At 44.5% G+C, this 24,832-nt stretch carries 30 protein-coding genes; 11 read left to right on the top strand and 19 right to left on the bottom strand.

All coding sequences use genetic code 11. The features are described 5' to 3' along the window. Nucleotides 1-29 precede the first annotated feature (29 nt). A complete protein-coding gene (locus ADM98_RS09725; RefSeq protein WP_053453323.1) occupies nt 30-452 on the bottom strand; it encodes a hypothetical protein in 423 nt (140 codons plus the stop codon). Nucleotides 453-533: 81 nt separating this feature from the next. On the opposite strand from ADM98_RS09725, the gene ADM98_RS09720 reads away from it, so the two are divergent. Further along, nucleotides 534-1,043: a DNA topology modulation protein gene (locus ADM98_RS09720; RefSeq protein ID WP_053453322.1), complete on the top strand. Its 510-nt coding sequence runs from the start codon at nt 534-536 to the stop codon at nt 1,041-1,043. Here ADM98_RS09720 and ADM98_RS09715 read toward each other — a convergent pair. Next, nucleotides 1,009-1,578, bottom strand: coding sequence for a GNAT family N-acetyltransferase (locus ADM98_RS09715; RefSeq protein WP_053453321.1), 570 nt, complete (start codon nt 1,576-1,578; stop codon nt 1,009-1,011). The two genes, ADM98_RS09720 and ADM98_RS09715, sit on opposite strands and share 35 nt — an antisense overlap. A 137-nt stretch (nt 1,579-1,715) precedes the next feature. Further along, nucleotides 1,716-3,422, bottom strand: coding sequence for a methyl-accepting chemotaxis protein (locus ADM98_RS09710; protein ID WP_053453320.1), 1,707 nt, complete (start codon nt 3,420-3,422; stop codon nt 1,716-1,718). A 160-nt stretch (nt 3,423-3,582) separates the two neighbouring features. Between ADM98_RS09710 and ADM98_RS09705 the strand changes: the two genes are divergently transcribed. Beyond that, nucleotides 3,583-4,635 (top strand): C45 family autoproteolytic acyltransferase/hydolase, encoded by a 1,053-nt coding sequence (locus ADM98_RS09705; protein ID WP_053453319.1) that lies wholly within the window; start codon nt 3,583-3,585, stop codon nt 4,633-4,635. A 44-nt stretch (nt 4,636-4,679) separates the two neighbouring features. Here the strand turns inward: ADM98_RS09705 and ADM98_RS09700 are convergent, their stop codons facing one another. The 3 genes from ADM98_RS09700 to ADM98_RS09690 form a co-directional block, all read right to left on the bottom strand. Further along, on the bottom strand, nt 4,680-5,429 hold the full coding sequence (locus tag ADM98_RS09700) for a VLRF1 family aeRF1-type release factor (RefSeq protein ID WP_053453318.1): 750 nt from the start codon (nt 5,427-5,429) through the stop codon (nt 4,680-4,682). Between the two features lie 15 nt (nt 5,430-5,444). Further along, the gene (locus ADM98_RS09695; protein WP_053453317.1) at nt 5,445-6,614 is read right to left on the bottom strand and encodes a hypothetical protein; all 1,170 of its coding nucleotides are present in this window, start codon (nt 6,612-6,614) and stop codon (nt 5,445-5,447) included. A 185-nt stretch (nt 6,615-6,799) separates the two neighbouring features. Further along, entirely contained in the window at nt 6,800-7,921 is a 1,122-nt protein-coding gene (locus tag ADM98_RS09690) for a M20/M25/M40 family metallo-hydrolase (protein WP_053453316.1), read from the bottom strand. 398 nt (nt 7,922-8,319) lie between these two features. On the opposite strand from ADM98_RS09690, the gene ADM98_RS09685 reads away from it, so the two are divergent. Beyond that, nucleotides 8,320-9,462, top strand: a complete 1,143-nt coding sequence (locus ADM98_RS09685) for an AI-2E family transporter (RefSeq protein ID WP_235504869.1) — start codon at nt 8,320-8,322, stop codon at nt 9,460-9,462. On the opposite strand, the gene ADM98_RS09680 is transcribed toward ADM98_RS09685, so the two are convergent. Continuing rightward, complete coding sequence (locus ADM98_RS09680) at nt 9,412-9,978, bottom strand: DedA family protein (protein WP_053453314.1); 567 nt, start codon at nt 9,976-9,978, stop codon at nt 9,412-9,414. The two genes, ADM98_RS09685 and ADM98_RS09680, sit on opposite strands and share 51 nt — an antisense overlap. Before the next feature lie 53 nt (nt 9,979-10,031). Between ADM98_RS09680 and cls the strand changes: the two genes are divergently transcribed. Then, the gene (cls, locus tag ADM98_RS09675) at nt 10,032-11,471 is read left to right on the top strand and encodes a cardiolipin synthase (protein WP_053453313.1); all 1,440 of its coding nucleotides are present in this window, start codon (nt 10,032-10,034) and stop codon (nt 11,469-11,471) included. A 35-nt stretch (nt 11,472-11,506) separates the two neighbouring features. Here cls and ADM98_RS09670 read toward each other — a convergent pair whose 3' ends face one another. From ADM98_RS09670 to ADM98_RS17685, 4 genes are all read right to left on the bottom strand, one after another. Continuing rightward, complete coding sequence (locus tag ADM98_RS09670; protein ID WP_053453312.1) at nt 11,507-11,977, bottom strand: GNAT family N-acetyltransferase; 471 nt, start codon at nt 11,975-11,977, stop codon at nt 11,507-11,509. After that, the gene (locus tag ADM98_RS09665; protein ID WP_053453311.1) at nt 11,959-12,540 is read right to left on the bottom strand and encodes a GNAT family N-acetyltransferase; all 582 of its coding nucleotides are present in this window, start codon (nt 12,538-12,540) and stop codon (nt 11,959-11,961) included. Before ADM98_RS09665 ends, ADM98_RS09670 begins: the two co-directional genes overlap by 19 nt. A gap of 34 nt (nt 12,541-12,574) precedes the next feature. After that, nucleotides 12,575-13,063, bottom strand: coding sequence for a GNAT family N-acetyltransferase (locus ADM98_RS09660; RefSeq protein ID WP_053453310.1), 489 nt, complete (start codon nt 13,061-13,063; stop codon nt 12,575-12,577). A gap of 117 nt (nt 13,064-13,180) precedes the next feature. After that, nucleotides 13,181-14,086 carry a methyl-accepting chemotaxis protein gene (locus ADM98_RS17685; protein ID WP_053453309.1) on the bottom strand — a complete coding sequence of 302 codons (906 nt, stop codon included), beginning with the start codon at nt 14,084-14,086 and terminating at the stop codon, nt 13,181-13,183. A 266-nt stretch (nt 14,087-14,352) separates the two neighbouring features. Between ADM98_RS17685 and ADM98_RS09650 the strand changes: the two genes are divergently transcribed. The 4 genes from ADM98_RS09650 (at nt 14,353) to ADM98_RS09635 (ending at nt 17,404) form a co-directional block, all read left to right on the top strand. Continuing rightward, entirely contained in the window at nt 14,353-15,336 is a 984-nt protein-coding gene (locus tag ADM98_RS09650; protein ID WP_053453308.1) for an ROK family protein, read from the top strand. Then, complete coding sequence (locus tag ADM98_RS09645; RefSeq protein ID WP_053453307.1) at nt 15,333-16,496, top strand: MFS transporter; 1,164 nt, start codon at nt 15,333-15,335, stop codon at nt 16,494-16,496. Before ADM98_RS09650 ends, ADM98_RS09645 begins: the two co-directional genes overlap by 4 nt. 20 nt (nt 16,497-16,516) lie before the next feature. Further along, nucleotides 16,517-16,894, top strand: coding sequence for a VOC family protein (locus ADM98_RS09640; RefSeq protein ID WP_053453306.1), 378 nt, complete (start codon nt 16,517-16,519; stop codon nt 16,892-16,894). 270 nt (nt 16,895-17,164) lie between these two features. Then, nucleotides 17,165-17,404: a hypothetical protein gene (locus ADM98_RS09635; protein WP_053453305.1), complete on the top strand. Its 240-nt coding sequence runs from the start codon at nt 17,165-17,167 to the stop codon at nt 17,402-17,404. 34 nt (nt 17,405-17,438) lie between these two features. On the opposite strand, the gene ADM98_RS09630 is transcribed toward ADM98_RS09635, so the two are convergent. Then, nucleotides 17,439-18,050: a DUF3885 domain-containing protein gene (locus tag ADM98_RS09630; protein WP_053453304.1), complete on the bottom strand. Its 612-nt coding sequence runs from the start codon at nt 18,048-18,050 to the stop codon at nt 17,439-17,441. A 127-nt stretch (nt 18,051-18,177) separates the two neighbouring features. Between ADM98_RS09630 and ADM98_RS09625 the strand changes: the two genes are divergently transcribed. Both ADM98_RS09625 and ADM98_RS09620 read left to right on the top strand, forming a co-directional pair. After that, entirely contained in the window at nt 18,178-18,645 is a 468-nt protein-coding gene (locus ADM98_RS09625; protein WP_053453303.1) for a GNAT family N-acetyltransferase, read from the top strand. Nucleotides 18,646-18,719: 74 nt separating this feature from the next. After that, the gene (locus ADM98_RS09620; RefSeq protein WP_053453302.1) at nt 18,720-19,400 is read left to right on the top strand and encodes a hypothetical protein; all 681 of its coding nucleotides are present in this window, start codon (nt 18,720-18,722) and stop codon (nt 19,398-19,400) included. A 22-nt stretch (nt 19,401-19,422) separates the two neighbouring features. Here ADM98_RS09620 and ADM98_RS09615 read toward each other — a convergent pair whose 3' ends face one another. After that, nucleotides 19,423-19,746 (bottom strand): DUF3784 domain-containing protein, encoded by a 324-nt coding sequence (locus ADM98_RS09615; protein WP_235504868.1) that lies wholly within the window; start codon nt 19,744-19,746, stop codon nt 19,423-19,425. Nucleotides 19,747-19,896: 150 nt separating this feature from the next. Here ADM98_RS09615 and ADM98_RS09610 point away from each other — a divergent pair, with 150 nt between their 5' ends. After that, nucleotides 19,897-20,847 (top strand): DUF2268 domain-containing protein, encoded by a 951-nt coding sequence (locus ADM98_RS09610; protein WP_053453300.1) that lies wholly within the window; start codon nt 19,897-19,899, stop codon nt 20,845-20,847. Nucleotides 20,848-20,939: 92 nt separating this feature from the next. Here ADM98_RS09610 and ADM98_RS09605 read toward each other — a convergent pair whose 3' ends face one another. From ADM98_RS09605 to ADM98_RS17155, 6 genes are all read right to left on the bottom strand, one after another. Continuing rightward, nucleotides 20,940-21,137, bottom strand: a complete 198-nt coding sequence (locus ADM98_RS09605) for a hypothetical protein (protein WP_053453299.1) — start codon at nt 21,135-21,137, stop codon at nt 20,940-20,942. A gap of 272 nt (nt 21,138-21,409) precedes the next feature. Then, nucleotides 21,410-21,889, bottom strand: coding sequence for a hypothetical protein (locus ADM98_RS09600; protein WP_053453298.1), 480 nt, complete (start codon nt 21,887-21,889; stop codon nt 21,410-21,412). A 10-nt stretch (nt 21,890-21,899) separates the two neighbouring features. Further along, nucleotides 21,900-23,072 (bottom strand): SMI1/KNR4 family protein, encoded by a 1,173-nt coding sequence (locus ADM98_RS09595; RefSeq protein ID WP_053453297.1) that lies wholly within the window; start codon nt 23,070-23,072, stop codon nt 21,900-21,902. A 176-nt stretch (nt 23,073-23,248) separates the two neighbouring features. Then, a complete protein-coding gene (locus ADM98_RS17355) occupies nt 23,249-23,410 on the bottom strand; it encodes a hypothetical protein (RefSeq protein WP_160315932.1) in 162 nt (53 codons plus the stop codon). A gap of 22 nt (nt 23,411-23,432) precedes the next feature. After that, nucleotides 23,433-24,011 carry a hypothetical protein gene (locus tag ADM98_RS09590; protein WP_053453296.1) on the bottom strand — a complete coding sequence of 193 codons (579 nt, stop codon included), beginning with the start codon at nt 24,009-24,011 and terminating at the stop codon, nt 23,433-23,435. A gap of 1 nt (nt 24,012) precedes the next feature. After that, on the bottom strand, nt 24,013-24,735 hold the full coding sequence (locus tag ADM98_RS17155; RefSeq protein WP_082318531.1) for a DUF2750 domain-containing protein: 723 nt from the start codon (nt 24,733-24,735) through the stop codon (nt 24,013-24,015). Between the last annotated feature and the right edge of the window lie 97 nt (nt 24,736-24,832).

Genomic DNA, 24,832 nt, shown 5'->3' with positions numbered 1-24,832 from the left:
CAAAGACCGGATGTTATAGCATCCGGTCTTTATTTGAATACATGCTGTAATTCGTAATCGACATCTTCGTTTTTTATGATAAAACCTGACAACGTAATCCGGTCCCCATCCATCCGTAAAAAATAGGTTGCGTTAGGTTCGTTCTCAAATTCGACTTCGATTGGATACGGACTCGACGAAGACTCATACGAAAATTTTTGTTTTTTTATCGTGTACGCTTCATCCGCGAATTGACGTTTTAGCTCTTCTTTTAATTGCTCAGCATTCTCCACGATTTGATGATCCACAAGCGTCGGACGTACATACCAAAAGGAACTACATCCAATTGCCACTAAACCAAGGAGAATCAATCCATATCGCTTCCAGCGTGCCGGGAGAAAAATCACGCCGCATCCGATTACGAGTAGTATGAAAACAATTGTCATTCCTTCAAGAATAAAACTAGGTACCATTTGGATCGCTCCATTTCTTCTTTGATTGGATAGAAAATCATGGTATGATCAATCTCTATGACAAAAAATAGGAGGTACATCATGCGGAAAATCATTTTGATAGGATCTGGTGGATCCGGCAAATCAACTCTTGCCCGTGCGCTGAAAGAGAAACTCGACTATCCCGTCGATCACCTTGACGCCTTATTATGGCGTGCCAACTGGCAAGCGGTTCCCCGAAACGAACAACGCTTAATTCAACAAACACTTACATCACGCGACACATGGATCATCGATGGTAACTACGGTGGAACGCTCGATTTACGAATCAACGCAGCTGATACGATCATCTTCCTTGATTTACCGCGGACGCTTTGTCTTTACCGAGCACTAAAACGGACATGGCGCTATCGCAAGACCAGTCGACCGGACATGGCGGCAGGTTGCTCCGAGAAGTTCTCACTCAATTTTCTAAAATGGATTTGGCGTTTTCCGGTTGATAAACGCCCAGATATTCTTTCAACACTTGAAACTACTACCGATAAACGGATCATTCACTTAAGGTCCCGCCGCGCCGTCAAACAGTTTCTTCAATCGTTGCCGCACTCGTAACGATATCTGTACATAAGCGTCCGTACATGCGAGCGTCGTGCGATTGTTCGCATTGATAGAGGTAGCCACGTAAAACACCCTCAAACCGAAAACCGAGTTTTTCAAGTAAGCGATACGATGCTTCGTTCTCAAGAAATGTCACCGCTCCTAATCGATAGAGAGCTAGCTCTTCAAATGAAAAACGGATGACTTCCTGGACAGCTTCCGATACATAGCCTTGTCGCCAGAAATCTGGGTGCAATTCGAATCCAAGTTCTGCTTTCTTCGCATACGGACTCCAGTTATTAAGTCCGACCGTTCCGATGAAGCGTCCCGTATGTCGATCAATCATTCCCCAACGAATACCGCGTCTTACGATAAACGTTTGATCAAATGATGCAATGATTTGTTCTGCTTCTTCGATTGATGTCAATGGATCAATTCCATAGAAACGTGTTACGCGTAGATCGGACAATATCGTATATAGTTCGTCGACATGGTCTGCTGAAACACGTACCAAATCAAGTCTATCTGTCCTAAGTGTTTGAAATTCCATATGTAGTTCCTCCTAATCGATTCAGCCTTACTAAATAGATACGACATACGATCTTGACTTCCCTTTAATTTTTCCATAGATTCCCATACAAAAAAAGACCTCGACGATTGAATCATCGAGGTCTTTTGCATGTTCCTTTATACGGTAAATCGACCTGTCACTTGTTTCAAATCATCCGCCATCGTCGCAAGGGATTGTGACGCCGATGAGATTTCTTCCATCGATGCCATTTGTTCCTCAGTCGAAGCAGAAATATTTTGTGTGCCGGCAGCTGTTCCTTCCGTCACCGCTTGAATCGTTCGCATGACAGAAGCAATCTGTTCACTCGCTGCTGCCATTTCTTGGACAGCTCCAGATACTTCTTCGACGTGCCCTGTCACGTCGGTGATAGCTGTCTCGATATCGGCAAATGAAGCACCGGCTTGATCGACGACTTCAATCCCGCTCGTCATCTCCGTTGATACTTTTTCCATTGAGACGACCGATGCTTCGGTCTCTTGCTGAATGATTCGAATCAATGTCTCAATCTGTTTCGCTGAGACGGCAGATTGTTCAGCCAATGTCTTGACCTCAGCAGCGACGACAGCGAACCCGCGTCCTTGTTCCCCAGCGCGTGCAGCTTCGATTGCCGCATTTAACGCTAGTAAATTCGTCTGTGCAGCAACACCTTTGATTGAATCCGTGATTTGTCCGATTTCTTGTGACCGATTTCCGAGGCCATCGATGACCTGACTGAGACGGTTGAAATCTTCTTGAATTCGTCCCATTTGTGTACCGAGTGTTCCAACGACTTGACCACCGAGCGCGACCTTATCCATAGCGTCTGAAGTCCGCTCCGTCATCTGTTGTGCATTACCCGCAACATAGCGGACGGACGTCGTCAGTTCTTCGATTGTCCGGGAAGCGTCTGAGACTTGATGAAGCTGCTGGCTCGCACCGCTTGCCATCTCTTCCATCGTTACAGCGACCATTTCCGTCGCTTTCGTCGTAGATTCCGCATTCACACTTAGTTCGTCCGACGCAACAGCGACACGTTCTGCCGTTCCTGTTAGTTCGAGAACGACCTGCTGTTGCGAGATAATCATGTCGTTAAATGACGTCGTCAATTGACCGAGTTCGTCTTTCGAATCATAGTCGCCTCGAACCGTCAAATCACCGTTACCAGACTGATCCATCCACCCTTGTAATTGACGAATCGGACGTGTAATCAACCGAATGATGTATAAAGCGAGTCCGACAAATAAGATGACTCCTACTAAGATGATTCCAAGCATTAAGTAAAAGGCTGTCTGTTTTTCTGCCTGATTTTGTGCATTTAGTTCCTTCGCTTGTTTTGTCATCGAGGCCATCAAGGATTTTGCTGAACTCGCAACATTATCCCGAACCTGTTCGAGATTTTCAGAATAGGATTTATACGCTTCCTCATTTTCATTTCGTGATGCGGCATCCTGAACGATACTCATCCCATTGTCGTAGGCAAGGACGTTATCCTTTAAGTCCTCTAATTGTTTTTCGGACTGTTTCGTGAATTGTCCTGTATCTGCAACTTTATTGACAGATGAGCGAATCTGCGCTTGGCGCGTATCGATTTCAGCTTGTAACTCATCAATACGTGTCGCATCTTTCGTCAAAATCATCTCGACTAAAAATGAGTCGAGCGCACGTGTATCGATTCGAATCTGGGCTACTTCTTGAATTGGTAACAGATTTTCCTGATACATCGTGCGTGAAGCATTCGACATCTGATTTAGAAAATAGAGTCCTGCTCCCGCGATTAATAGCATCGCAACGACGGCTGTTGCGATCAAAGCTTGTATCTTCCGTCTGACTGACATGTGTTTCATTCTATCCCCTCCCGTTTTTTTATCGGTTCAGGATTTAAATAGTTGACTAAATATTCAATATTCCTGTATTTTAATGTGCTAACACAAAGACCTACGGTACGACTTTCCGTCTGTCGTTCGATATAATCATCGTACAGCAGTCAAAGAAAGGATGAGTCGCATGCAACGTGTAGCTAATGAGATCACCCAATTCCGCGGCAGTCATTACGATTTTGGTCGCGAACAAGGACGTTACGTCAAACGCAACCAGATGCTCCATAACCGGGAGGACAACTGGAAAATTCGAGTTCCGCGTTTTCAAGTCGATCCGGTCGAAACGAAGGAGATGTTTCTTCGATATGCTCCGCATATTTGGGACGAGTTACTCGGACTCCAGGACGAACTCGAATTATCACTTCCGGATACGTTACTCCATTTCGGGCATTACCGGGTCGAAGGACCAAAAAGCGGTTGTTCGATTATGACCGGCGATAACTTCCTCGTCCGTAATTACGACTACCATCCGATGACGTATGATGGACGATTTTCTGTCTTTCAACCGAACGACGGTGGTTCAGCGATCATCGGTCCGGCCTCGCGTGTGACCGGACGAATGGACGGGATGAATGAACATGGTCTTGCGATGGGCTATAATTTCATTAACCGTCGTCGCCCAGGAGACGGATTCGTTAGCTTCATGATTGGACGAATTATTTTAGAAATGTGTACATCAGTTGATGATGCGATCTCACTCGTAAAAGAAATTCCGCATCGCGGTTCGTTCACGTACGTCGTCCATGACAAATCGGCGCGTTCGTTCGTCATCGAGGCGACGGCACGCGACGTTCAAGTGAGAGAGTCGAATATGTGCACGAACCATTTCGACTTGCTTCAACATGAGAATCGCTACCACCTCGATGACTCAAAACGCCGGATGATGGAGCTGAAGACCCATCAACATATGATTCAAGACGCAGAATCAGCATTTCGTCTTCTCAACGATACCGATAAAGGAGTCTTTGCCGATCTGTATGCCCAGTGGGCAGGCACGATTCATACGTCTGCCTACTTCCCAGAAGAGTTAAAGGTCTGGTTCGCCCTCGGTGGTGATCAGCAACCGGTCACGTTCGACTTTGCCGACTGGCTTGCTGGCAATGACTTTGCAGCAAGCGAGATCACAGGAGAACTTGAGACAAACATCCAGTTCGCGAATACATTACAAACATGGCGTTAACAGACGAACTCCCCTAGTGAACGATTCACTAAGGGAGTTTTTGTTCAAAATACATGTTGGAGTAACTGTTGATTACTCGCTTGCGATAAATTTTTATGAATCACTTGATCCGGTTTCGCCTTCAACGCTTGTTCCAAATAACTCGCCTGACTCCGCTCACCAATTAAAATCAGCCGTTCCCAGTCTTGTGTCTGTCGTAATGTATCGATCTCAGACGCTAAATCGCGATAGAAGCGCTCTGCTTGCTGATTGACACGTGCTTGAAAATCGTCCGACTGACTACTGCTTGACGCACCTTGTCGTGCACTACGTCCTTGATAACGACGCCACTGTCCCGTGTCTAAATCAAGTTCATAGTCCCGTTTTGACTCAACTTCTCCGATCCGGACATCAAGTATCGTCGCAGAATCAAGATGTGTCAAAACGATACCTGTTCTCGGAAACTGATGATCGAGGACCTCTAATTGATTGACGTTTGCTTTTGGTCCGTAGCTGACTTCGTCGGTCACGTCTACTTGTAACAGATGTAGTTCCTTCAATTGACCATCGCTCGTAAAAAAGGTAACGACACTCCGTAAGAGTTGCGTTCGACGTTCTTGAATCGCCCGTTCCACAGCATCAAAGCACTTCTCAATCGCTGATTGATTTTCGTGTTCAGACAGGATGCGTTTTCGTTCATTGCGTAAGACCGTTTGCCATTGATTCCGTTTGTCAGGTGCCGTACTCAAGTATACGGATAAAACTGACTCACCCGAATACTGTTTCAGACGACTGATATCCTCTTGAAACCCCATCTTCCATTCCTCCATTCAATAGATGAACGACGCTAATATACCGGTAATGAAGACGGATGTGATTGTCACCGTCGAAAAACCGGCAACGACCATCTTTGGTAAGATTTCATCTTCAATGATTCGGACCTCATCTTCCGTCTCCCCGATATTTTTAGCTGCTTCTTGACTGAGGATCAATGTACCTGGAAAACCATATAAAGACGTCAAACCGATTGCAATCGCCATCGGATAGGAATACCCGAGCAACTTCCCTGCAAGCATCGCGAATAAAACGATGCCAAGAACACCAAGGAAAAAGGCGATGATAAGTGGTACAAGTAGTTCGACGAGGTCCGCAAATGAAGTCGTTGCAAGCGGTCCAAAGATGATCAATAAAATCGCAAGCATCATCAGACCGTAGGCATCGATTCCGTTCAAGACGTTTGGTTTCAATATGCCAGTTGCCCGTAAAGCGATACCAAGTAATAAGGCAATGACGAACGTATTGAGCCATCCGTTCGTCAACCCACTTAGAAACGAGGAGACGATGACGACTACTCCAACGACAAACAACGTACCTGCCGTCGTTTGAAACGGCTCCGGAAGAATCGTTTGTTTCTTCGTTGCTTGTTCTGGATTGATTTCTACTCGTTTCGTGATACTACCATCCCGAACACCTTCTCGAATCCGAAGTGCTTCTTTTCGAAGAATGATCGAAGTCAGCGGAAAACCGATTAATCCTTGTAAAGCAGCAATCAAGACTGGAAAAACCGCGACAGAGATCAGTCCGGCATTGAGTGCTTGCTCTTGAACGATGATGACGGAAATCGTACCACCACTGACAGCGGCAATCGCACTTAATACATAATTGGTATCTAGGAGTAATCGACCAATCGTAAACAATAAGACACTAATCCCGATCACCGCTGATACCCCGATCAAAAACGTTTTCCACTGACGTTTGAATTCATCGAGACTAATCAATGTTCCGAGGTGGACGATGATCATCCCGACGACGGTTTGACCGAGTGGTAACAACGAAGATGTCGGTAACAAATCTTCTGGAAAAAGATTCGTCTTAAATCCGATCAAGAAGATGATTGAAGCAACGAATAAGGAAGATAATAAGGCCTTCGTTTTTTTCGAGATATAATCGCTGACTGTCCAGATGAGCATGATGATCGTAAAGGCGATGATCGGTTGCATGCGTGTTCCTCCTTTTCAGACGACCGGTTGGTAGTAAACCCTAAACCGTGAACATCAGCGACGCTGAAAACGATAATGAAGGAACAACAATTGATTGGATGGAAGAAGGATATTTGGAACGTTTCATGATGACGATTCGCATTTTTTCGGTTCGCTGAAGTAGCTGTTTGCCATAGTAAACACCGTCATACTGAGAACGAGGGCATCTGCTGTACGAGCTTAAGAGCGAGGATGACGGCTTGTTCGAACTCATCAATCGGAATATATTCATTCACTGTATGAATTTCATCATATCCAATCGATAGATTCACGACGACTTTCCCTCGTTCATTGAAGACATTAGCATCTGTGCCTCCGCCACTTCGTTCAAATCGAGCACGTCTTCCGATTGTTTCAAGACATGTTTTAGCATGGACGAGTAACGGATGTGTCTCTTCAAAGTGATATCCCGTGATGAGTGGTGTCGCATGAAATTCCAGTTTTGCTCCGTATGTCGAGACCGCTTCGTTTAGCAGCGTTTCCATCATTTTGACTTGCTCCAAGCACTTATAATGATCAAACGAGCGGACTTCTCCCACGAATTCTAACTGTTCCATGACGACGTTCATCGCCGTTCCCCCTTGTACGAGACCGATGTTCGCTGTCGTTTCGTGATCAATCCGTCCTAGTTTCATTCGACTAATCGCTTGAGCAGAAACTTCAATTGCTGATATCCCTTTTTCCGGTTCCAGACCAGCATGAGCAGCTCGTCCAGTCACTTTTACATCCAATCGATACATCGATGGACTCGTCGTGATGATTCCACCGACTGGACCACCGTTATCAAGGACATAACCATACGTTGCCCGTAACATTTCCATATCGACAGCTTTTGCGCCTAACAATCCCACTTCCTCACCTGCCGTCAGAATAAATTCGAGGGGACCATGCGGGATTTGTTGCTCTTTTAGACGCTTGATCACTTCGAGCATGATTGCGATTCCTGCCTTATCATCCGCTCCAAGAATCGTCGTCTGATCAGATTCGATCCGACCGTCTCGTTCACACGGTTGAATGCCTTGACCAGGAGAGACCGTATCCATATGCGATGAAAAAAAGAGTGGTTCGACCGATGCATCCCCCTCAAGCCGGGCAATGAAGTTATTTGCTCCAAGTCCCGTTTTTTCTTTTGATGTATCTTCCTCAATCGTTAGACCGAGAGCTTGAAAACGCTGAATCAACTCCCGCTGGAATGGACCTTCTGCAAAAGATACAGAGTCGATTCGTACGAGTTCCTTGAATTCTTGAATGAGTCGAGCTGTTGACATCACGATTCCTCCTTTTCATCTAAGCAACTTTGTCATTATAAAAAAACAGGACAAGACGTATGCAGAGGAATTTAGTGAACTAATAAGATATCTGAGACGAAAGAATTGAAGTGATTGATGAGGGGGTACGAGTGATTATACGGACGAGAAAGGAGGAGTGACGTTCAGGACTGACTATGTACGCATGAAGGATGAGGTAAAGGAACGTCTTGAGGTGGAAAAAAGGGATAGACTGACGACAAATCACATGTCTAAACAGCATAACTTACAATTACCCATTCCACCGAAAAATTAACAAATATATGTGAAAAAAGAATCACTAATTCATCCTTTTCCAATTATTTTAGTTATTTTGGGGAAAGGATATCATATCCATGAATCTTAGAGGAGGTATTGCCTTGTCCAGATTGATTTCCAATCGTTCCTTTCGTATTGGTCTGTTCATCTTGCTCATCCTCAGTATCATTTATATGGCGCGGCTCGTCGACTTTCTCTTTTATCCGTTATTTGTCCTCTTCACGACGATTTTCACCCCTTTCATCTTAGCTGGTATCTTATTTTATCTATCTGTCGGCTTCGTCGATTTACTCGAACGTCGTCTCCACTCCCGTAAATTGGCGATTTTCATCGTCTTAGCACTCTTGTTCAGTTTCGTCATCCTATTCTTCCTAACCTTATTCCCGCTCATCACGAAACAACTTCTCGCCTTCGTCGCTGCCGTACCTGGATTCGCCGAACGCTTGTATGCTCAAGTCTTATCCTTATACGCGAAATATGGAACGTCCATTCCATCCCTTGACGACAATATTTCTTCCTTTGAGAGTTCGATGAAAAGTGCGTCGTCACTTCTTGGGAATCTCTTCTCGTCGATTGCCGGATCCATCTTATGGTTGATTCAGTTCATTGCTTCAACGGTCTTCACGTTGTTCATCGCCCTGTTCTTATATGTCTTCATGCTCGTTGATGGGAAAAAGTTACCTTACGCCATCGTTCGCTTCATTCCGTTGAGTTATCGAGAGGAAGCCTTACTCATTTTAAAGGATATGAATGGAACGATTCGCTCATATGTCCGAGCTCAACTAATCGTCTGTACATTCGTCGGAAGTCTCGCAACAGTTGTTCTCTGGTGGCTTGATATTCCGTATTTTTTACCACTTGGACTATTCATCTTTGCGACGAACATCATCCCGTACCTCGGACCATTCCTTGGTGCCGCCCCAGCAGTCGTAATCGGCTTTTTAGATGAACCGATCAAAGGATTATATGCCATCATCGGTATTACGATCGTGCAACAACTCGATGCCAACGTCATCTCCCCACTCGTTCAAGGAAAGTCACTAAAAGTTCATCCGATTACGATCACGGTCGTCTTACTTGTCGCTGGGCAACTCGCAGGGATTCTCGGTATGTTACTCGCCGTTCCGTTTTATGCCGTCGCGAAAGTCACGGTTCTTAACATCATGAAGCTGGCACAACTCCGAAATCACGCCCTACGAACGGATGAACCAGTTCCGGATCGTGTCCCGAAAGACCCAACATAAGATGCCACATAAGACCACGATACCAGGTAGTAACAAAACACCGCCATGCGTTGCCCACCAGGTGGAAAAGCGATTCAACAGTCCATAGGCTCCTAAACGATTGATCAGAATCGTCCAGACTAACGCATAAATACCTGTACCAGCGAACGTCACGATGATATAAGGGCGAAACGGATAAGCAAGTAATCCTGCCATATAATGAATCGGGCGACGGACACCCGGAAGGAAAAATGAGGTGGCGATAGCAGCTGTTCCTTTCTCCTGAAGAACGGCTTCTGCTTTTGCGAGATGTTTATTCGTTAAGAGCTTTTGAAAGAAAGGGAGTTCTCGAAACAAACGAGGAATACCGTAGAAGAGATTAAAGCAAACGAAACAGGCAGACCAGACTAACAGAAAAATCACGATCGGTTGGTGACCGTGTCGCAACCAACTACTTATTTGACGCATGACTAATAAATCATCTGAAATCGGGATGAACACGATACTCGAGATGAAACGGAACCACTCTAAGATCACCCTTTCTCCCTCCCGTCAAAATCATCCTAATTGAAAACGAGGTGTTCGTATTGATGGACTATACCCTGATTTTATCAATCTTGCTCTACGCGATCGTCATCGCAAATATTACAGCGGCGATTGCCATCCTGTTCTTTGAGCGACGTGACGTCAGTGCGACGTGGGCATGGTTGATGATTCTCTTTTTCGTTCCAGTCCTTGGCTTCTTGATTTACTTACTGCTCGGTCGATCCTTAAAACAGGATGCGTTTTACCATGTGCCAAAAGAACGCCAACGTTTACGGGATCATGACATCAAGATGCAAGAGAACGAACCACTCCATTCTGACAATCTGATTTTCCAGTACCGCAAGATTGTTCAAGCGAACCGGACGGCGGACGCCCTCTTAACGGAAGCGACGGACGTTCGGACCTTGTTCGATGGTCATCAGAAATTCGATACCTTACTCGCCGATATTCGAAACGCACGTGTAGAAATCAATATTCAATATTTCATCTTAAAACGCGATCCGCTTGGAGATAGATTGCTGTCCGCCTTGTTCGATCAGGCAAAACGGGGCGTCAAGGTCCGCATCCTTTATGATGCCGTTGGATCGTGGAAGCTCAAATCAAAGGACTTTGAAGTATTCAAACAAGATGGTGGTGAAGTTCGTTCGTTCTTCTCTTCCCCACTCGGCATTCTAAACCTGCGAATCAACAATCGAAATCATCGAAAACTATGTACGATTGATCGACAAATCGGCTATATCGGTGGTTTTAATGTTGGATCAGAATATCTGGGAGAGGACGAACACTTTGGCTACTGGCGTGATACGCATCTGCGCGTCCTCGGTCCCGTCGTCGAAGAACTCGAATATCATTTTGAACAAGACTGGGATGCGGCAAGTAGGAAGCGAACGGATTGGTCGACCGCACCGATTCCGCCGCTCGAAACATCAACCGATCACGTTCCGATTCAAATCGTCACGTCCGGTCCGAATTCTGAAACGGAATACTTGAAGAACATGCTGATTCAAATGATCCATTCCGCTGAAAAATCAATTTACATCCAGTCTCCCTACTTTATCCCAGATGCTAGTTTCATGGATGCTTGCAAAATTGCGCTCGCCTCAGGTGTGACACTAAAAATCATGATTCCGAATCAACCGGATCATCCGTTTGTCTACTGGGCAACCTATGCCTCTGTCGGTGAATTGATTCAACATGGTGCCGAAGTCTATACGTATGAACTCGGTTTTATGCATGCGAAGACGATCGTCGTCGACGGTAAGATCGCTTCGGTCGGAACGACGAACATCGACGCGCGTAGTTTTCGATTGAATTTCGAGATGAATGCGATTCTGTATCATCAAGCTGTAGCAGAGGAATTGGAACTGCTCTTTTTGTCCGATGTCGCGGATAGCGAACGACTGACGATTGAAAAATATGCTGCTCGTCCGCGGGTCATCCGTTTCAAAGAGAGTATCTCCCGATTATTATCGCCGATTTTATAAGAAAACCCGCCCTCCATCTGGGCGGGTTTTCACTATTAATCCGTCAACGACTTCGACATATAGTAATCTGTCTTCTCATACCCAAGCGAGTCATAGACATGAATCGCCCGTTCGTTATGCGCGAAGACATGTAACGAAATTTTCTTGACGTTCATCCGTTTTACCATCACTTCTAGTAATCGAAGTGCTTCCTTGCCATAGCCTTGATTCTGCTTATCTGACGAAATTTTGACGTCGAAGATGAAGGCAGCACGTCCGCGTGACTCCTCCGTCACATGAATCCAAACCATCCCGATATCATGACCTGTCTCATCACGAAACGTAAACAAATAATGATCCTTCGTTTTCAGACCATCTGGTAATAACGTCGCGAATTCTTGCGTCGCCTTCTCAGGCGCCTCGTTTTCCGCCCACGTACCCGCACGACATTTTTCTGCCGCATATTCCTCGATTGCGACCGGTAGATAAGCGTCATACGTCGCTTGATTCATTTGCTCGATGCGCATGTCGTCACCTCCTGCGTTTTTGCTGACCAGTCCCGACGTAACATCGCATAGACGGCGACATCATGATAGACACCGTACAATTTCTCAGTGTCCCGTAAGACACCCTCTTCCGTAAAACCAAGCCGCTCTGGAATCCGTCTACTCCGCATGTTCTGCGTCGCACACTCGATGACGACCCGGTTCAAGTTGAGTGTTTCGAAGCAATAGTTCGTCACGTATCGGACGACGTCAGTCATGATGCCTTTTCTAAGACCGTTCCCCGCTAAATAATAGCCGATTGATGTCATTTCGAGACTTCGATTGATCTCGTGTAAGGAAAGCGTTCCGACGAGTTCATTTTCTAAATAGATGCCGCACGTAAAACCGTTACCGTTTGCAAACTCTTCTAACCAGGCAGGAATGATCGTTTCCCGATATGTAGTCGCATCTGTCGCGCCGTCGACCCAACCGAGCCACTCGCGCAGATGTTCACGGTTGGCATCGACGAGTGCGAATAATTCCTCTGCATGATGCCGCTCAATCAAGCGTAATGAAATTTTCTCTGAAACGTGTAAAGCGAACATGACATCTCCCCTTTCTAGTATCTGTTGTTTGACGTCACATCGTCGTTTCCCTGCTTGACGTCACTTTCCATTCCATTCGTCTTGAGCGGACATCCATCCCAAGCGCTTCGTAAAAAGCGATTGCCTCTAGATTAGCATCATCGACGCCGAGCTCAATCCGGTCGCACCCGATCGTTTCAGCATGTGCGTAAGCCGCTTGCATCAATCGTTTTCCGACACCTTGTTTTTGATGCGTATCTGAAACAACTAAACTGATAACGTGTAAGTAATGTTTATCGAAGACGAAGCCACTTCCTTCGACGATGTCTTCTTTTAAGACGATCACACCAGCAAGTCCGTCATGCTCGGCGACGAGTAAGGTATAAGCCGGGTTCTCGAGTTGGGACAAGAATAAGTCTTCCGGTACCGGCATCTCATGCGGACGGTAGTGGTCAGGGCGTAAGGCAACATGCTGATCGTGGATTTGTTGAAATAGTGGAATCAATGCCTGAAAATCATCAGGACGGGCTGTGCGGATAGTCATTCAAAAATCGCTCCCTTTCGTTTTGTTGTATATTAACATATTATTCCAACATCCGAATAGTCTTCTAAAAAAATACGACACCCCGTTTTACCGGAATGCCGCCTATCGTTTACTAGCTTATATCGCTTTTGTAAAATCACGTGCCGTCTTGGTCAACGTCGATGCCGCACTCTGGACGTCATGGAACCGTTCGACTGTTTCTGCGACGACGGTAACACTCTCCTTTGCATCGACAGTTGCGTGTGTCATTGCGCGGGCAATCCGCTGCAATTCATCATTCATTCGCTGCGTCGTCTGTCGGACATCGACGACGGCTTGTTCAACAAGTTTCGACAGGTTCCGAACCTCTGTTGCCACGACGTTGAATCCTTTTCCGTGTTCACCAGCTCGCGCTGCCTCGATCGATGCATTGAGTGACAAGAGATTCGTCTGTGACGCAATCGTTTTGATTGTCTCGGTCACTTGCGCGATATCTTGCGCCTGGCGTTGCAGGCGTTCAATCGTCTGATGATTATCACGGGTCGTCTCTGCCATCTGCTCAATCGTTTGACGTAATGCAACACTCTCCCGCTCACCTTTCGTCGAACGCAAATTCAAATCACTAGCAATCACATCAAACGATGTCGCGAACTGTTGAATTATTTGCTGACGGTCCGTGATATCAGAAGCAATCTTCAAGACGCCCGTCACTTCTGTTCCATCGTAAATTGGCATGTACGTTGCCTCAAGCCAAATCGACTGACCATGAGCATCAATTCGCTCAATTTTATCTGCCGCACTGAATCCACTGAATAGCTTATGCCAAAATGCTTGATAACTGTCACTCATCGCAAACTCTGTCGTACAGAAGAGATGATGTTGCATTCCAATCATTTCTTCTCGTTTATATTTCATTGTCTTCGCAAACAACCCATTGACGTCGACAACGCGGCGTTGACGATCAAAGCGGATCATTGCAACGTTATCGCGCATCGCAGCTAAAATATCTTGGGACCCTAGATCAATTGATAGTGGGGTGGTCATGGTTATTAACTCCTCTCGCCATCTACCTCCCGTTACAAGCCATCCAAGATATTACAAATCGGAATAGTATGAATTAAAGATATATGACTAAAATTTTTTATCTATTTATACTATTAACCAGACGCATGAAAAATGAAACGTTATTTTCTTAATTATTCTACTCCTACACCTCCTTTTTAAACTTGCCTTCTCCACCTAATCTGATATACTCAAAACGACACTTATTAAAATAATTTAATAAGTAATTCGGATAGGAGGATTTCCTTTTGACTGATCTCATTTCACGGACTCGTCACGCTTTTTTAGTTGAGCGTCTGGATACGATTCCTGCCATTCAACAAATATTAGGCGTCAGTTTTCCGACAACGAGTAAACAGATCGATCAGTTGCTCACCGCTCAGGAAATCGAAGAGACGCCGCTTGAGTTGATTCGTGGAGGACGTCCAGCAAAACGATACCGGTACCGTACGGATCGCTTTCATGGACTCGCCCTATTCATCGAACGGACGTATCTCAAGTATAGGATCGACGACGTCGGTGGCAACCTGATTACGGCGGATCGCTTATCGATTGATTCGTCGGATCATTTTTCGACTTTATTGAAAACGCTGACAACGTTACTAGACAATCACCCGCGCGTTCAAACACTTGCGATTGGTGTAGCGGGTGCCGTTGATGCTACGGGATTGATTCTGTTTGCCCCGGATTATCCGACGGTAGACGGTCGCCGCTTACAGCAAGAACTGACTGACCGGTTCGCTCGACCGGTCGTCGTCGAAAATGACATGAACGCGGCTGTCATCGCTCCGTCTCAGGAAAGCGAGACGACTGTTTACGTTTACCTCGGAACGAACGGTCCGGGCGCCGGTGTCGCCGTATCCGGGCGCATCGTCCGTGGCGCACATCACTTCGCTGGAGAAATCTCGTTCATTCCGTTTGACGAGCAGCGGAACGTCGGTCAAGTCCTCGCAAATACTTCACCACATACTGACGAGTGGTACGAAGCATTAAGCCGGATCATTCTCTCCTTTACCGTCACCTTAAATCCGGACGTCATCTTATTTGCGGCATCAGACGTCACAAATGACGTATTGACACATTTGACGGACCAATGCGCCAAGCGATTTCCGCTCGACAAGTTACCACAGTTGCGCGAAAGCGACTGGGAAACCGATTATCTGGACGGTCTGATGCAACTCGGCATTCAGTCGTTCATTGAACAGATTCCGTTAGGAGGACTATCCCGATGACTCGTTTATTGTTACCTCTGATTTATCTAGCTTTCATCAGTCTCGGACTGCCGGACGCCTTGCTCGGCACAGCGTGGCCTGTGATGCGGCTCGATCTCGGTGCACCACTTGATATGGCAGGTTGGCTCTTCATGACGATTGCTGCCGGAACGATCGTCTCAAGTCTATTTAGCGGTCGCTTGATTGAGCGTTATTCGACAGGACCCATCACGGCAGCTTCCGCTGGACTAACAGCAGTTGCATTGCTCGGCTTTTTCGTAGCCCCGTCCTTGATTTGGCTCTTCGTCCTTGCAATTCCGCTTGGACTGGGTGCCGGTGTCGTCGACGCGGCACTGAATCATTTCGTCGCTACCCACTATCAAGCCCATCATATGAACTGGCTCCATTGCTTCTGGGGCATCGGTGCGACGGCTGGTCCGCTCATCATGGCTGGTGTGTTGCTCGATTCCGGATGGCGCTCTGGGTACCTCATCGTCGGTGCGCTACAACTGGTCTTGATGATCATCTTGATCGTCAGTTTACCGCTCTGGAAACGCGCTCCGAAACACGTTTCTGAACAAATCCATACTACTCATACATCGTCCGGCAAGCCACGCGGACTGATGGCTGCCCTCGCTGCATTTTGCTTTTATTGCGGTGCTGAAGCGGTCGTCGGTCTGTGGGGGAGCAGTTATCTCGTCCAAGTCCGGTCGTTTTCGGTGACGTCGGCCGCAACTTGGATCTCCGTCTATTATGGCAGTATCACCGCGGGTCGCTTCATTAGTGGTTTTCTCTCTCTCCGTTGGTCGAATCGTCGCTTAATTCGTGTCGGTCAATGGACCGCCTTAGTTGGTGCTGCTTGCTTCATCCTCGCACCCTCTGCCTGGATGCCGCTCGGCTTCGTCCTTGTCGGGCTCGGTCTCGCACCGATTTATCCGGCAATGCTTCATGAGACACCGGTTCGGTTCGGGGAGGCCGCGGCGCAACGTCTGATGGGCGTGCAGATGGCATTCGCCTATACCGGCAGTACGTTCATGCCCCCACTGTTCGGTTGGCTCGCGACGACATATTCACTGTCGCTGTTCCATTGGTTCGCGATTGGACTGATTTTCTTGATGCTGATTGCAACGGAAGGCTTGAACCGGATGTTATTCAAACAACGATTAGCCAAAGCCTCTTAATGAAGAAAGGATGAGTAAAAATGAAGATTGAACATATCGCTCTCTGGGTGGCAGATCTGGAAGGAATGCGTCAGTTCTATGAAACGCATTTTGATGCGAGGACAGGTGAGCGCTACCATAATCCGACGAAAGGCTTTACATCGTATTTCCTGACATTCTCGAGTGGTGCGCGTCTTGAGTTGATGAAACGGACGGACATTACAGAAAAAGCATTCAGTACACTCGGTTATGCCCACTTCGCCTTTTCACTTGGAAGTAAACAAGCAGTCGATGACTGGACGGCTCGGTTACGGGACGCAGGTATAACGCATCTTGATGGTCCACGGACGACGGGAGATGGCTATTATGAAAGTACGATTGCGGATCCGGAAGGTAATGTGATCGAATTGACGATTTAATGATGAAACGACGCAATCCCTCATTCTGAATCGAGTGAGGGATTCTTTATTGATCGATGACTATTCCATTGTATCCTGCTTGTTCGTAAGTCCCTTGACGAGCTGACTTCCGACGATCAATCAATCGTCACCTCTTTGTATGATAAGCCTTTTAAGCAGGCTATATGGAAGCGACTACTGCAAAACTCTTTATCCACCAACATTTGTAATGTTATACTTAAAAAGAACCAAATTATGTCTATATATATAAATTTTAAGAGGAGGTAGTTTATGCGGAAACATCTAGGATGGATCTCGATAGGAATCGTCGTCTTTACTTTTATATCGTTCAAGTTCTTGCCTTTCAATGGTTTTTGGGGAACTAATTATATGGTAGCGGGTATAACACTCGCCTTAGTGACAGTCATTCTAAGTCTAAAAAACACAGGTAAAATTCTCGCGTTAACGCTACTCACCTCTTTATTGATCTTTTTCATTTTTTCAGTGATTGGCTTCTTAGCACTAGCTTAAGTATTTCGTGAAGCGATGAAGATACGGTTTACGATTAACTAATATCATTACGATATGTATTCATAAACATGTTATACGTTTTTGTATCGCCAAATAGAAGGAAACAACCGCGATCATCATAAAGATTCATGATGATCTTTCGATCTACGTTCACGAAAAAGACTTCCGGATAATATGTATAGGTTTGATGAAATCTTGGTTGTAGCGTTGGGAAATCCTGATTGCAAATCGCTTTGATTAAACGCTTGTATTCTAATGCTTTTTTGTTCGGTAATAAAACGGCATATTCGACCACTTGCTCTTCTTCATCCATCACTTTCTCTACATACTTTACTCTGTATTTATCTTCTTTACGCTTCAACTGACGAAGCACTTTTGTCGCTGTCTTTTGATAATATCCCTGTTCACTTCTCACGTGAGTGACTAAATAAAGTTGATCCTCCTCTTGGAAGATATCATCAAACAGTTCAATCGACTTTTTATACACTTGATGGAAGTAATCAATATTGATTTCATCTGAATTTTCCTTTAACTGATAAAGATCTCTCACTAAGTCTACGTGCAATACTAAATCTTTCTTGACGAAGGATCGGTCAAATAAATTCACACTTCCATAATTGTTTTGTAAGTATTGTTTTAAGTTCATTCCAGTTCTCCTTATTTTCTTATGAATGATAGTGTTACTACATGTATGTTTTGACTGACAGAAATCGATATATTTTTAACGCACATGTCCGATAATAGTTAACTCACTGTAGAAGGGAAATAAAACCATGATCATTGATACGCTTTTTAAGCGTCCTGAATATCTAGAAGTTGTCGCTAACATGATTCATGTCGAATTCATTCAAAAGAAACAAGGGACGACAACCTTCGAAGAAGTGAAAACATTTTTAGAAAATCACCCAAATGAATCGTACCCTGTGACATTCGTGGCTTTAAACGATTTAACATGTGTAGGAACCGTCTCCCTGTTTGAACATGACTTGAAAGAACGCCCCGCCTATTCGCCTTGGATCGCTTCTTTAGTTGTCGAAAATGCCTATCGAAGTCAAGGCATCGGACAACAACTCATCGATCAATTAATCATTTACGCGAAGTCACGACAAATCCAAACAATCTACCTAAAAACAGATAATGCTTCTGCATATTATAAAAAATTAGGTTGGACACTGGTCGAAACGATTGAGACTAAGGACCCGCCCCTACATATTTTTGCCTACAATATTGAAGAAGCTTAGTACACCCTAGTGAGCGACGAAAGCAATCTTGTAAAAATCTTCTACCACACTGAGATAACAGAAAGGACGTTTTTATGGATCTTGAAATTAAAAGCTATCTTGAAATTCCGCCTGAAAAAGAAGAGCTCGATATGTATCAAACCTATCCAGGATTCGTAGAGATGACCGATCTCATCGACAACACTGTCTTTAATTACGCTTTTGGTCGAGCTGGCGGATATCCTGCCGGAAAAGTCGTCTTTTGTATAGAGGGGGCACCTCTCCCTTTTAACACATCAGTGAGTGAGCTATACCTGTTTTGGCATGCATTGATAAAAAGCATATCCACAAACGATTTACATCACATCGAAAAATTCGATTGGACACTTCCATATGAAAACGAAGAAATTTCTAACCATTCCATCCTTCGATTTTTCTATCGAAAAAAACTAGTAGAATTTCATTATCAAAATCAACTCTTGGCTACCTTTTCACTAGAGACATATACAAAAGCAGTCCTACAGGGGTTTTTAGATTTCATGTGGCATACGAATCTGGAGTTCGAGACGATCGTGTATGATTCGCTAGGTGAGGAGATTGATTACGCAGCGATGCGAGAAGACATAGGAGACGATTTATACACATGTCGCTACATCTTCTTACAATTCATGAAAGAACTTTATCGCAGAAAAAATGATGATGTACAAACGTTGGTTGACTTTGATTTTAAGATTAGTCGGTCTTTTTCTAAATTACATTATGATTTAAATGACTAAAGGCTTGCTGATATGAACGGAGTTACATCCCTTTTTTAAATCGATCCTTCGTATTCGCATAGACGCCTGCAAAGATGATAAAAAACAAGAGTAGAACGAAGCCTACTATAAATAAAAATGAATACCCAGATATCTCACTAAATGCAATTAGTAATAGGCTAAAACTAATCCCATACATCATCTTCCCCATGAATTTACATAAAGCGACTTCGTCATATGTTTCCTTTTTACTATCTGACATCGTATTATATCCTGCAAGCAATGAGCCGCCCTTTCCTCTGGATAAAACGATCGCAAACACTACCATGGGGACTAGGATCACAAAATAAACGATGGATTCGTTCAAGATCATGCACTCCTTTCTTTTGTATGAATAGATGTCGTGTTATTTATCCATTTACGATCTACAATCAGTCTGAGTTTCATAAAAATATCATAAGTACACTACCACAGTAACATGTTGATTTTAGTACATGATCGAAAGGATGATCGTAAGTTGAAACGCTTAATCGTACCCATTATCTGTATCCCTTTATTGATTCTATCCGCATGTAAGGAAGAACCGTCAAATGATCAAGCCCGAGCAGAGACCGTAAAGATCGACCAAGACAGTGAACTGAACATCGTTCCACTATATGTCTCTTATCAAAAATACTTAAATGCCTCGCTTGAAGCATTCGATTCTGAATGTAGTAAAAAAAATTATGCGAAATACGTACTTCATGAGATCGATCGCGTTGGAAAACAAGAGCAGTTTGATCCAACCTCTTTAAAAGAGTACTTCATGTTGCAATCAACGGCTTATCCCGAAGCGCTACTCGATCGAATCGACGCCTTATTCAAACGTCAAGATGACATCAAAAAAATCATTACCAAAAACTACACTATTGCTCATGACGTTCTCCCGAAGAAAAAAAGCACGATCTTCATTGCACCTCTCAATTCGGAGTACATCCGAATGACTGAATCGATGGGAGGCGTAGCGGCAGCGGCTTATAAAGATACGTTTATCTTATATCTAGACTCTGACTTTGATGAGAATGTCTTAGCGTATACGATTGCCCATGAATATCATCACTTGATTCTTCAGGATCGACCTGAATATCAAATGAATAACGTACTCGATTCCGCCATCGTTGAAGGAAAGGCGGATGCCTTTGCTGAGCGTATCCTTAAAGGTATGAAGCCACCATGGGCTATTCCAATGGACACTTCAACGAAAAAGCATGTTGCACAATTGATACACAGCGGTGAAGCCTCTTATGAAGATATGATAGATGGTAATACTGAAAAAAAGCTTCCCCGCTGGAGTAACTATAATCTCGGTCGAGACATCATCGATCATTACATTTCATCCCATCCGAATGCTTCGATTAAAGAATGGTCATTTGCAACGGAAGACGATCTCTTAGAAGGCTACACCTATCAAAAATTACTTCAACAATAAAAATAAGCAACGTTATTTCACTAAATGTAGTGAGAAAACGTTGCTTATCACCTGATATAGCAATATAGGACATAAACTATGATTATCGTTCATCATTCATTTGATGGATATTTACGAGGTGACTTTTTAAAAAAAGAACCTTCTATGATAAATAAAAGAAAAGCGATTCCTATAGACTTAATTCCATATTCGACCCAAATATCAGCCGTTCCCGGTACCCCTTTGAAAATTAAAAAGAAAACCATAATAAATATTGCTACAAAAACACTCTCTAAAAATCGATTTTTCATCTTCTTCCTTAACGCCTCTTTCTCTACTTCTTTTTACTTTTATATACATAAATATATTATATTTTTCCTATTTTTATATAATTACATAATTAAATTACCAATTCAATTAAATTATCGCTAAATCAAAAAATTACATTTAATTCATTTCTTTCTCCTTAATTACTAAGCGTTCACATAATTATTTTAGATATATCCTAATACATTTGTCTTGAAGGATCGTCTGTCTCAATTAGCTTTTTTGATTTATTCGCCCTTTCATATTTTAGTTTTTATCAACCCCACTGACACGATACGCTTTGATACGTTTCAAACTGTAGATACACGAGTTGATTCGTACCAAGATGAGTGAGTCTGAGTGAGTGTTGTGATGGTTGCGTGTAAGGCAATTCGAATCTGACATCTTCGATTTTTTTCAATAAAAAGGATGCCCAGTGCCGATCGTATTCATTCTCGGACAGAACCTCCCATAACGCATCCTCACAATGATTTGCCTGGTAGATATACAATTTCATAATCGTATTCTTTGCTATCACATGTAACCCCGCGAATACAGGAGGATTCGGAATTCGCGGTTTTTGAATGACCAATGTATAGCCCTCTTTTAGAAGACGATCTAATTGTTCCCGGCTATCCGGAATCTCTTCTTCGATGACGGAAGTCGGCAGTTCTCTGATGCGAATCGGTAATCCCACCTCATATTCAAAAGGGTCTTCGAGTGCGAGCAAGTCTTCACGGTAATAGATTATTTTCATGAGATTATCCTCACATTCTTTTATGGAGTGCTTTCAGATTACACGCGCGCCACGCATCACGGAAGATATCTTGGAAAGTCGTTGCCTTCGGTTTGAGTTTCAACGTTCTATAGTCGAAGCAATAGACGGCTTCGTCCGGACGCTCTTTCAACACCGCATAGTATTCGTCCTGTTTAAACGACGAACCAAAAAAGAAATACTTGTCGCGGATTGCATCGAACTCGGTTAACGCGTATTCATCGAGACTATCCGAGAGATTGCCTTGGATCTCATGCGATAACCCGTTCCAACTCGTCAACGGAATACCGTTTAAGTTCAATTCTTCGGAAAAACTCACACCGTTACAGACTCTCAAAATACCTTTATACCACTCCGGAATCACAAAATGATTGGTCTCGAATGATTGGATGCGAGCTTCTGGACAAGGACTCTCCACGGACACTTGATAGTTTTGGATGGAGGATGAATAATCATACGAATACAGCTTGTGCTCCACCTTCTCATCTTCGATTGGAATACTGTATTTCAAGGATTTTTGATCGTTCACATAAAATAGTCGCATCGCCTGAAGGATATTCGTAAGAAAAACATCATCTGGCAAAGCAGTGTTCTGATGATTCAGTCGTGGAACTTCGACGTCTTCCAGCGATATTTCTTCCTCGTCATCGTTTTCTTTAAAAGCCTCATGTTCTCCGAGGACGATCGCAATCCCTGTCACGTTCTCGTCTTCTCGTCGGACGAGGACTTCATAGTGCCCGTCCCCCATTAACTGAACGGCGACACCGAACGGAAACAGGAAAATCTCGTCTTCCATCATTTCGTCTGAAATTGCGATATAGAACGGGTCGATTTCTTCGTCGAACTCCAGCGTATTTCGAATCTCCCAATCGATGGCTTCCCGTCTCCCGTAATCCGCTGTGTTCATGACGACGAGCTGCGCTGAATCGACGACGACTAGATCGGATAGCGGCTCAAAATCCGGTGGAGCCATCTCCGTTTCTTTATTCACTGTTAGGTAAAGCAAATTGATTGATTCGAACTCATCTTCGTCATAGAAGATCGTCCAAATCGAACCTTGTTTAACCGGAATCGTCACGTTGTATTCTACATCCGGCTCAAGGAAAGCTGGATCCGAGACGATCAGATTCCCTTTGTGACTTGTAAACGTCCCTAGCTTTTTCATGGTGCATCACCCTTCTTACAGATTTCCATCATACCGGAACGGATAGTCGCTTATTTTTTCTCTTCATCCAACTCGGATCCACTGATTCAAGATCGGTTTCAGAAGTCATTCTTTTAGCGGATGAATCAAGAGGACTGAAGCGTCTATCTCTCTCTCACAGGTAGATAGCAACCAATTCACAAACGTCCGAAGTTCCATGTATTCGCTTCTTCATTGAATCTATCCATATGTACCAACCACACTTTACGCAAACCGCGATCTTTCGCAAGAAGAGCGGTGTGAAGACGTGGTAGATCAGAAACGATAAGGTCTTGTAATAACTTATCTAGAAGCGACATGTTTCATCTCCTTTTAAAGATGTCATTGCTCCACTTTCATTTGTTGTCTCGTTTTTCGAAGATGAAACCATAATAGTATTCCCGTGCCTATCGAAAGAACCGGGAAAAGATACGGGATGTACGATTCCTGCTGATGAATCACGTGCATGAAAAAGTAACTAACGAAGCAGACGATTCGAAGCCATGTAGGAAGATAACCTTTACCGAGAAAAGCTAAAAGCATCAAAGGAATACCCATTCCAAACACTACAATTGGTAAGACAGAGAACGGTGTCACGAACTGAAACAGACCAAGTCCCATAAGGATATAGGCGAACCAGAACGTCCGTCGTCGAAACTTCTCGCGTTCCTTTCGTCCAGGTTGCATCCCGTAAATATCATCCTGCTTGTATCCTTCCGCTTGTTTCTCGGCAATCAGTTCCTCCATCCGTCGTTTCGCTTGACGCCTCGTCGAGTACTGTTCTTTCTTCTCATCGCTGACATCTTGATCCAACTTCCATTGCTCGGTGACACCGTGATAGATCTGGATTGTTCGACCATCACGATACAAGTACCAAAAGTACGTAATGCCACCCACCTGTTTACTGAGTGTCTGAATCATGTTAACCCTCCAGATCTGCTAGGACATCTTCTGGATCCAGTTCAAGTCCGACGAGCTCCGGTCCCCAGTTCAAGCCACAATACATTTCGTCGTTAATCATGTTCGGTAACCAGCCATTCATGTACAAATCCAGGTCTAAGCGAATCAGATGATAGTCCGCCCATTCCTTCGTTTGCAGTGCTTTTGCCGCCGCTTCCGTCGAAAAGAATAATAGGACGTCCGTTTCCTCTTGATTCGACGGACAGTACGCCCAGCCCGTCTGTTCCAACTTCGATAATCCATAGACAGCACCCGTCTCAACAACCGTCTGTAAGAAGTCTTCTGCTTGTTCCGCACTCTGTTCCATTTGTTGTTCCTTTTCAACGAACGCATTCAATGTCGCTGCTACTGGAAACAACTCTTGTTCATCGTGGTCCCACAAGACGATCGTCTCTGTGTCCGGTAACTGATATCCGAGTTCGTCACCTGTTCCGTCCGCCGCAATCCGCAAGAACCCTTCTGGATACTCTTTTGCATCTGTCAAATTGACACGAACAAGATCGTCCCATGTTCGCTTGATATACTGCTCGTCCTTGATCGGATGAAACTCCCATTCACCGACATTGAACTTGTTTTCGCGCTTGTACCAGTTTCGTAGTTCTTTCGGAAGCTCGAAGCCGAGTACTGCCTCTACTTCTTGTAGTCTCTCTTCCGTAACGCCTGGTAAGCCGACTTGAACTGTCATCTAAATGACTCCTTCTTATACATTTTTGTCTTTAATTTTTCCGATTAAAGTTCTTTTCTGCGGGATAAAGTCCGGTCAAACGCCTGCCATAATGAAC

It is taken from the genome of Exiguobacterium sp. BMC-KP (assembly GCF_001275385.1).
GTDB lineage: Bacteria > Bacillota > Bacilli > Exiguobacteriales > Exiguobacteriaceae > Exiguobacterium_A.
Note: the sequence above shows the minus strand (reverse complement) of the source record. Positions and strands in the feature narration are given on the sequence as shown.